Source organism: uncultured Cetobacterium sp. (genome assembly GCF_947038635.1).
Taxonomy (GTDB): Bacteria; Fusobacteriota; Fusobacteriia; order Fusobacteriales; family Fusobacteriaceae; genus Cetobacterium_A.
The window spans coordinates 46,003-52,581 of record NZ_CAMQXC010000004.1 but is presented as its reverse complement, the minus strand read 5'-3'; the positions used below and the strand labels follow the sequence as shown (position 1 = coordinate 52,581).

General features: G+C 29.5%; 8 protein-coding genes. All 8 read right to left on the bottom strand.

Annotated features, from left to right (window positions below; genetic code table 11):
- Nucleotides 1–72 precede the first annotated feature (72 nt).
- The 8 genes from Q0V08_RS01105 to agaV all read right to left on the bottom strand — a co-directional run bounded on the left by Q0V08_RS01105 (nt 73) and on the right by agaV (nt 6,561).
- A complete protein-coding gene (locus tag Q0V08_RS01105; RefSeq protein WP_297431326.1) occupies nt 73–990 on the bottom strand; it encodes a 1-phosphofructokinase family hexose kinase in 918 nt (305 codons plus the stop codon).
- A 2-nt stretch (nt 991–992) separates the two neighbouring features.
- The gene (locus tag Q0V08_RS01100) at nt 993–1,844 is read right to left on the bottom strand and encodes a tagatose bisphosphate family class II aldolase (RefSeq protein WP_240218668.1); all 852 of its coding nucleotides are present in this window, start codon (nt 1,842–1,844) and stop codon (nt 993–995) included.
- Nucleotides 1,838–2,965 (bottom strand): SIS domain-containing protein, encoded by a 1,128-nt coding sequence (locus Q0V08_RS01095; RefSeq protein ID WP_297431324.1) that lies wholly within the window; start codon nt 2,963–2,965, stop codon nt 1,838–1,840. The genes Q0V08_RS01100 and Q0V08_RS01095 overlap by 7 nt, the downstream gene beginning before the upstream one ends.
- A complete protein-coding gene (locus Q0V08_RS01090; RefSeq protein ID WP_297431322.1) occupies nt 2,966–3,901 on the bottom strand; it encodes a BadF/BadG/BcrA/BcrD ATPase family protein in 936 nt (311 codons plus the stop codon). It abuts the gene before it with no gap.
- A 123-nt stretch (nt 3,902–4,024) separates the two neighbouring features.
- Nucleotides 4,025–4,450: a hypothetical protein gene (locus Q0V08_RS01085; protein WP_297431320.1), complete on the bottom strand. Its 426-nt coding sequence runs from the start codon at nt 4,448–4,450 to the stop codon at nt 4,025–4,027.
- Between the two features lie 20 nt (nt 4,451–4,470).
- Entirely contained in the window at nt 4,471–5,292 is an 822-nt protein-coding gene (locus Q0V08_RS01080; RefSeq protein WP_185891276.1) for a PTS system mannose/fructose/sorbose family transporter subunit IID, read from the bottom strand.
- Complete coding sequence (gene agaW / locus Q0V08_RS01075) at nt 5,282–6,067, bottom strand: PTS N-acetylgalactosamine transporter subunit IIC (RefSeq protein ID WP_023049856.1); 786 nt, start codon at nt 6,065–6,067, stop codon at nt 5,282–5,284. The genes Q0V08_RS01080 and agaW overlap by 11 nt, the downstream gene beginning before the upstream one ends.
- Nucleotides 6,068–6,078: 11 nt before the next feature.
- Nucleotides 6,079–6,561, bottom strand: coding sequence for a PTS N-acetylgalactosamine transporter subunit IIB (gene agaV / locus Q0V08_RS01070; RefSeq protein ID WP_297431299.1), 483 nt, complete (start codon nt 6,559–6,561; stop codon nt 6,079–6,081).
- Between the last annotated feature and the right edge of the window lie 18 nt (nt 6,562–6,579).

Genomic DNA, 6,579 nt, shown 5'->3' with positions numbered 1-6,579 from the left:
AGATAATTTAATATTACCCCAACTTGAAGGTTTACACAAATATTTAATTAGACCCAATCTAAGGGATATTTTTTATACTTTTTCTATCTTTACTTTATCAAATAATTCTTTAACAATTTCTAAATCAATTTTTCCTGTTTCATCCATCATTGCATTTGATATTCCACATGCCATTGCTAATTTTAAAGTTTCTTCTATAGGTTTCTTTTTATTTAAACCATACGCAAATCCAGCAATTGTTGAATCACCACTTCCCACAGGATTTTTTATCTCTACCTTTGGTATATTTACTCTATAGATATCATTTTTCTCATTAATAAAAATAGCTCCATCCTTTCCCAAAGAAACTAATAGATTTTTACATCCTTTATTTTTTATTTCTTTAGCACCCTCTAAAAGATCTGAAAAAGTTAATAGTTCTCTTCCTAACATCCCTTCTAACTCTTCTTTATTTGGTTTTATAAGATATGGATTACCTTCGATACCCTTTAATAAAAATTTACCACTTGTATCAAGTATCACTTTTTTACTACTAGCTATCTCACATAAAACTTTATAGATATCGTTTTGTACCCCTTGAGGTGCACTTCCACTAATGCATATTATTTCAAATCTCTCAAAATTATTTTTAAAAAATTCTAAAAATTTATCAATAGAGTTTGATGAAACTTTTTCCCCTGGTTCTAATATTTCAGTCTGTGTTCCTTTTCCTAATATAGCAATACAACTTCTTGTTTCTGTATCTGTTTTTATAAAATTATCTTTAATTCCTATACTTTCTATTTTACTACTTATCCAATCACCACTGCTCCCACCTAAAAAACCACTTGCTTCAACATTTTCTCCAAGTAATCTTAAAACTCTTGAAACATTTAGTCCTTTTCCACCAGCTGTTTTAGATCCTTTTCCTCTAAAAATACTATTTATTTCAAAATTATCTATTTCATATCTTATGTCAATTGCAGGATTTAAAGTTATTGTTAATATCATAATTATCCTCTGTTATCACTTTTACACATAATTATCTTATCTACAACAACCTTTTTCATAGCTTCTTTTGCTGGAATTAAATATTTTCTTGGATCGCTTTCATTTGGATTTTTTAAGAAAAACTCTTTTAAACTCTCTGCGAATGGTATTTTTAATTCTGTTGCAATATTAACTTTACAAATTCCATCTTCTATTGTTGTTCTAACTGAGTCAAAAGGTACTCCTGATGCTCCATGTAAAACTAATGGTATATCCACTAATTTTTTTATTTCTTTTAATCTATCATAATCTAATTTTGGTTCATTTTTGTATAATCCATGAGCTGTTCCTATAGCTACTGCTAGTGAATTTACTCCTGTTCTTTCAACAAACTCTTTAGCTAATTTAGGATCTGTATATGAAGACTGTGATTCATCAACTATTAAATCATCCTCTTGTCCTACTAACTTTCCTAATTCTGCTTCTACACTTACATCATATCTATGTGCAAAATCTACAACTTCTTTTACTATTTTTACATTCTCTTCAAAAGGATGATGTGATGCATCAATCATAACTGATTTGCATCCTAATAAAATAGCTTCTTTTATACTATTTACATCTTCGTGATGATCTAAATGAAAAGCTATTGGTATATCATACTTTTCACTTGCTGTCTCTATCATTTTTATCAGGTATTCAATACCTGCATATTTAACTGTACTTGGTGTTGCTGCTAATATAACTGGTGATTTTAACTCGTTTGCTGTATCTACTACCACCTGAATTGTCTCTAAATTATGAATATTAAAAGCTGGTACTGCATACCCTCCTTTTTGTGCATCTAATAACATTTGGTTTGTTGAAACTAACATTGTGATTCCCCCTTATAATCGTATATTATAACACCTTGTACAACTCTATTTACTTCTCCTGTTGGACACGGATTATCTGGATTTATTCCAAAACTTTTTGATTTATAAAATGCAAATAATTGAGCAAAATATATATAACTAAACATATTAAATACATCTTCTACACCGCTATCTTCACTGTTAAATGTATAATAATAATGCGAATTTTCTCTAGCTTCATCTGAATTTTTCATATCTAAAGTTACTAAAACCTTCTTTTTGTTTTCATTATACATCTCCTTTAATAAATCTAACTCGTATTTTCTTGTATAATCGTTATTTGAAAGAAGTGTAATAATCATAGTTGTATCATTTATAATTGACTTAGGTCCATGCCTAAATCCTAATGGAGAGTTATAATGTAAACTCATATGTCCTGCCGTTAACTCTAAACATTTTAATGCAGCCTCTTCTGCCACACCTTTTAAACATGAGCTTCCTAAATATACAATTCTTGATATATCTAAAGTTATTAATGAATCAATTAATGATTTCATACCTTCATCATTTATCTTTTCTATTTGTTTTTTCATTATATCTTCTATTTTTTCTAGAGATTCTAAATTAAATATTAAAAGTCCTGTTAAAGACATACACGTGAAACTACTTGTCATTGCAAATCCTTTATCATTAGATTCTTCTGGCATTAAAAGTACAAGTGCTTTTTTATCATCCTTTTTATTTATTGCTAACTTTCCATCTTTATTACAAGTTATCAAAATATGACAAACATCATCTATTATCTCATCTGCTAACTTAACTGTTGCTACACTTTCTGGACTATTTCCTGAACGTGCACATGAAATTAATATTACTTTTTCATCTTTTTTTAAATAGTTTTCTGGATTAGAAACTATATCTGTTGTAGCTATTGATAGAACATTTCCTCCTAAAGCTGGAGTTATACTATTTCCTACGAATTCTGAAGTTCCTGCACCTGTAAAAATAATTTTTCTATTTTTAAAATCATTTTTATCTAAAAATGACTTAATCTCTTCTTTTTTCTCTTTTACTAAATTTATTGTTTCTATCCATAATCTTTTTTGCTGTTCAATCTCTTTTAACGTATAAAAATCTTTCATTTATTTATTCTCCTCCCATAATTTCAATGCGTAAAGTGCTGACCCATAAACTGGTGTATACTTTGGCTCAAGTATTACTGTATCAACTTTATTGTCTTTCAAATATTTTTTTAAATTATCAAAAATATATTTTGATGCTTTAAACACACCACCTACATAGGAAACCTTTATAGGTTTCTCAATAAAATCTATTTTTTCAGATATAGCTTTTATCATAAGTCCAATCTCTATTGATGCCTCTTTAAATATTTCTACACTACATGGATCATTTTTTTCTGCTGCTTTATAAACCACCATTGAGAGTTGAGCTATTTTTCCTCTATCAAGAGAATATTGATTATAGATTAAATCTATTAAATCAAAATCTTCTTTTAAATTTAATTCTTCTCTCATAGTACTATATAAAACTGTTTTCGGATATCTTCCATCTGCTTGTTTCGTAAATATTTCAATTCCTTTTTTAGCAATCCAGTAAGCTGATCCTTCATCACCACACGCATGTCCCCAACCACTTGTTCTTGCTTCCTCTCCTAGTTCATTTATTCCATATCCAATAGCTCCTGTTCCAGCTATGATATTAATCCCAGGATTACAACCTAACGACCCAGCCCATCCAGCCTTCATATCGTTACCTAATTGAAACTTTATCTCTCTCCAAGCTTTTTTAGCAACATCTTCAATTATTTTTTGATCTTCTTTTATTTCTCCATACCCTGGAATACCTGCAAATATATAACCAATATCTTTTCTACTTGTATTTAATTTTTCTAAAACTTCTTCTAATATAGATATCAGTAACTCTTCTAATCCATTGAAACCAATTTGTAAATAATGACCAGTTCCTTTTTGAAAACTCAAAACTTCATTTTTATTTTCATCTATAACTGAAATAGCTGTTTTTGTTCCACCGCTATCTATTCCTATAAAAAATTTCATTATGTACCACCCCAATATTTTTTTACTGGTACATACCAGTTAAGATGATTATAGTTAATTTTTTTTATTTTGTCAATTATTTTTATGAAAAAAGTCTTAGAAAATTTCTAAGACTTTTTAATACTATATTCCATCATCACTTTGAAAATTATCATTTAGCTCTCTTTTTTGAAATGTAACTAAAGATTCTTTTCCATGATTTATTATGTCAACTACTACCTTTTCTAGATTTCCCTCATCTCTATATTCTATTGCTGCTAAAATTGTAGGAATATTTATGCCACCTAATACATATATATTCTTTAAATTTTGAGACAAAGTTACCGCTGTTGAAAATGGAGTTCCACCTGCTAAGTCTGTTAAAAAAAGAGTTTCTCTATCTTCACTCTTTAAAATAGATTCAGTATATTTTTCCTCTAACTCTCTAGTTCCCATTCCATTATTAAAATTTATATACTCTATATTTTCTTGTTTACCAATAATATATTCTAAAGTTTTTTCAATAGCTGAAGCAAACTCTCCATGACCACTTACAATGATTTTAAACATTCTCATCTCCTTGTAATTTTTTAAAGTATTCCTATTAAACTTCCTATTATCCCAATAGCTAATGTTAACATAATTAATGTTATTGGTGTTTTCTTTTTCTTTAGTAAATAAAACATAAGAAGAGTATATAATAAAGGCAACATATTCGGCATTATCTTATCAATTACATCTGTTTGAATATTTACTGTTGTACTACCCATTTCTATAACATATGGTATGTTCAGTCTAACAAAAGAAGCTATTAATCCACCTACAACTGTTAAACCCAATATTAACGAACCTTTTGTTACATATTCTGTATCTCCTTGTAATTTTTCTATAGCTTCTACTCCCATTTTATAAGAATAATGCATTAAGAAAAATCTTAAGAAAATATGAACTGAGTTAAATATTAATAAAAAAATAATCGGTCCTGCTATACTTCCTTCTAAAGACAATGAAACTCCTATACTTGCAGCTATCGGTAATAATGTAAACCAAAATAAAGCATCTCCTATTCCACCTAAAGGTCCCATTAATGCAATTTTAATTCCCCGTATAGCCTCTTGGCTCTCTTTATTTTCTTCCATTGCTGTTACAATTCCCTGTACGAAAGTTACTAAAAATGGATGAACGTTGAAAAATTCCATATGTAATTTCATTGATCTAGATAGATCCTCTTTATTTTTATGAATTTTTTTCAATGCTGGTATCATACTGTATAACCATCCACAAGCCTGCATTCTTTCATAGTTAAATGATGCTTGTAATAAAAATGATCTCCAAACCATATGATTTAAATCTTTTTTTGTTATAACTTTTTCCTGACTACTATCTACATATCCGTTATTATTATATTCCATCGCTATAGTCCTCCTCTGTAGAAGATGTTAAAGATAATCCCTTAATTTTATCTACACTTTTACTCTTCTGATAATCATATATAGCTATTATGAATCCTATTGCTGCAATGGCTATTACTGGCAGATTTAAATATGTTGCTAGTATAAATCCTAATACAAAGAATATTATATATTCTTTTTTAAACATTATATTTAATAAAAGCGCAAATCCTATTGCTGGCATCATCCCACCAGCTACTCCAAATCCTTTAATTAACCATGGTGGTAATAGAGAAACTATCCCTTGAGCTGCCTCTGCACCTATTGATATTGGTAAAAATACTACTGTAAAGTAAAAAATAAATAAAATTCCCATCCCCAAATAGTTTATTCTCTCAATTCCTTTTGTATCACAACTTTCTGCATACTTATCTGCCTTATGCATAACTGGAGAAAAAAATGTAAATAATAGTGTTATACATGCTTGAACTGCTACTGCAAAAGGAATGGCAATTCCTACAGCTACTGTTGGATCTTGTTTTGCCATAATTGCAAATGCTGATCCAATTATTCCTCCTACAACTACATTTGGGGGCTGAGCTCCACCAACAGGAACAGCTCCCATCCAAACTAACTCTAGTGTTGCTCCTGCAATTAATCCCATTTTCATGTCACCTAAAATTAATCCCACTATTAATCCACTTACTAATGGTCTATGAATATGTGATAATCCATCAAATAAGTCTATTCCTGCTAATCCCGCATAAATAGCAACTAAAAAAGCTTTTAACAACATCTACACCCCTCCTATTTTATCAATTCTAGAATATTCTCTTTCCCCTCTGTTGGAACTCTTTGGATTTCCAATTCAATACCTAATTCTGATAATTTTTTGAATGTTGATATATCATTTTCATCTACACAAACAGCTTTAGATATTTGTTTCTTTCCTTCTGCCATATGCATATTTCCAATATTTACTTTTTTTATTGGCACTCCCCCTTCAACTAACTTTAATACATCTTGAGGCGTTTCAGCTATTATTGCTATAAGCTGTCTTGGTGCAGCTTTATGAATAACATCTATAGTTTTTTGAATAGAAAAATACCTTGTTTGAGCCCCCTTCGGCGCAGCTAAATTCATTAAACCTTGTCTTGTAGGATTTTGAGCTACATCATCATTTGGAACTAATAATAGATTAGCTCCTGAATGTTGTGCCCACGCTGTCGCAACTTGACCATGAATCAATCTGTTATCAATTCTTACTAAAACAATATTTGGTTCCGGCATAAAAAACACCCCTCTTTT

Bases quoted from the DNA above. Each gene is read 5' to 3' on its own strand.
- Q0V08_RS01095 (WP_297431324.1), bottom strand. From the start codon at position 2,965: ATGAAAGATTTTTATACGTTAAAAGAGATTGAACAGCAAAAAAGATTA.
- Q0V08_RS01085 (WP_297431320.1), bottom strand. From the start codon at position 4,450: ATGTTTAAAATCATTGTAAGTGGTCATGGAGAGTTTGCTTCAGCTATT.
- agaW (WP_023049856.1), bottom strand. From the start codon at position 6,067: ATGTTGTTAAAAGCTTTTTTAGTTGCTATTTATGCGGGATTAGCAGGA.
- Q0V08_RS01105 (WP_297431326.1), bottom strand. From the start codon at position 990: ATGATATTAACAATAACTTTAAATCCTGCAATTGACATAAGATATGAA.
- Q0V08_RS01100 (WP_240218668.1), bottom strand. From the start codon at position 1,844: ATGTTAGTTTCAACAAACCAAATGTTATTAGATGCACAAAAAGGAGGG.
- agaV (WP_297431299.1), bottom strand. From the start codon at position 6,561: ATGCCGGAACCAAATATTGTTTTAGTAAGAATTGATAACAGATTGATT.
- Q0V08_RS01090 (WP_297431322.1), bottom strand. From the start codon at position 3,901: ATGAAATTTTTTATAGGAATAGATAGCGGTGGAACAAAAACAGCTATT.
- Q0V08_RS01080 (WP_185891276.1), bottom strand. From the start codon at position 5,292: ATGGAATATAATAATAACGGATATGTAGATAGTAGTCAGGAAAAAGTT.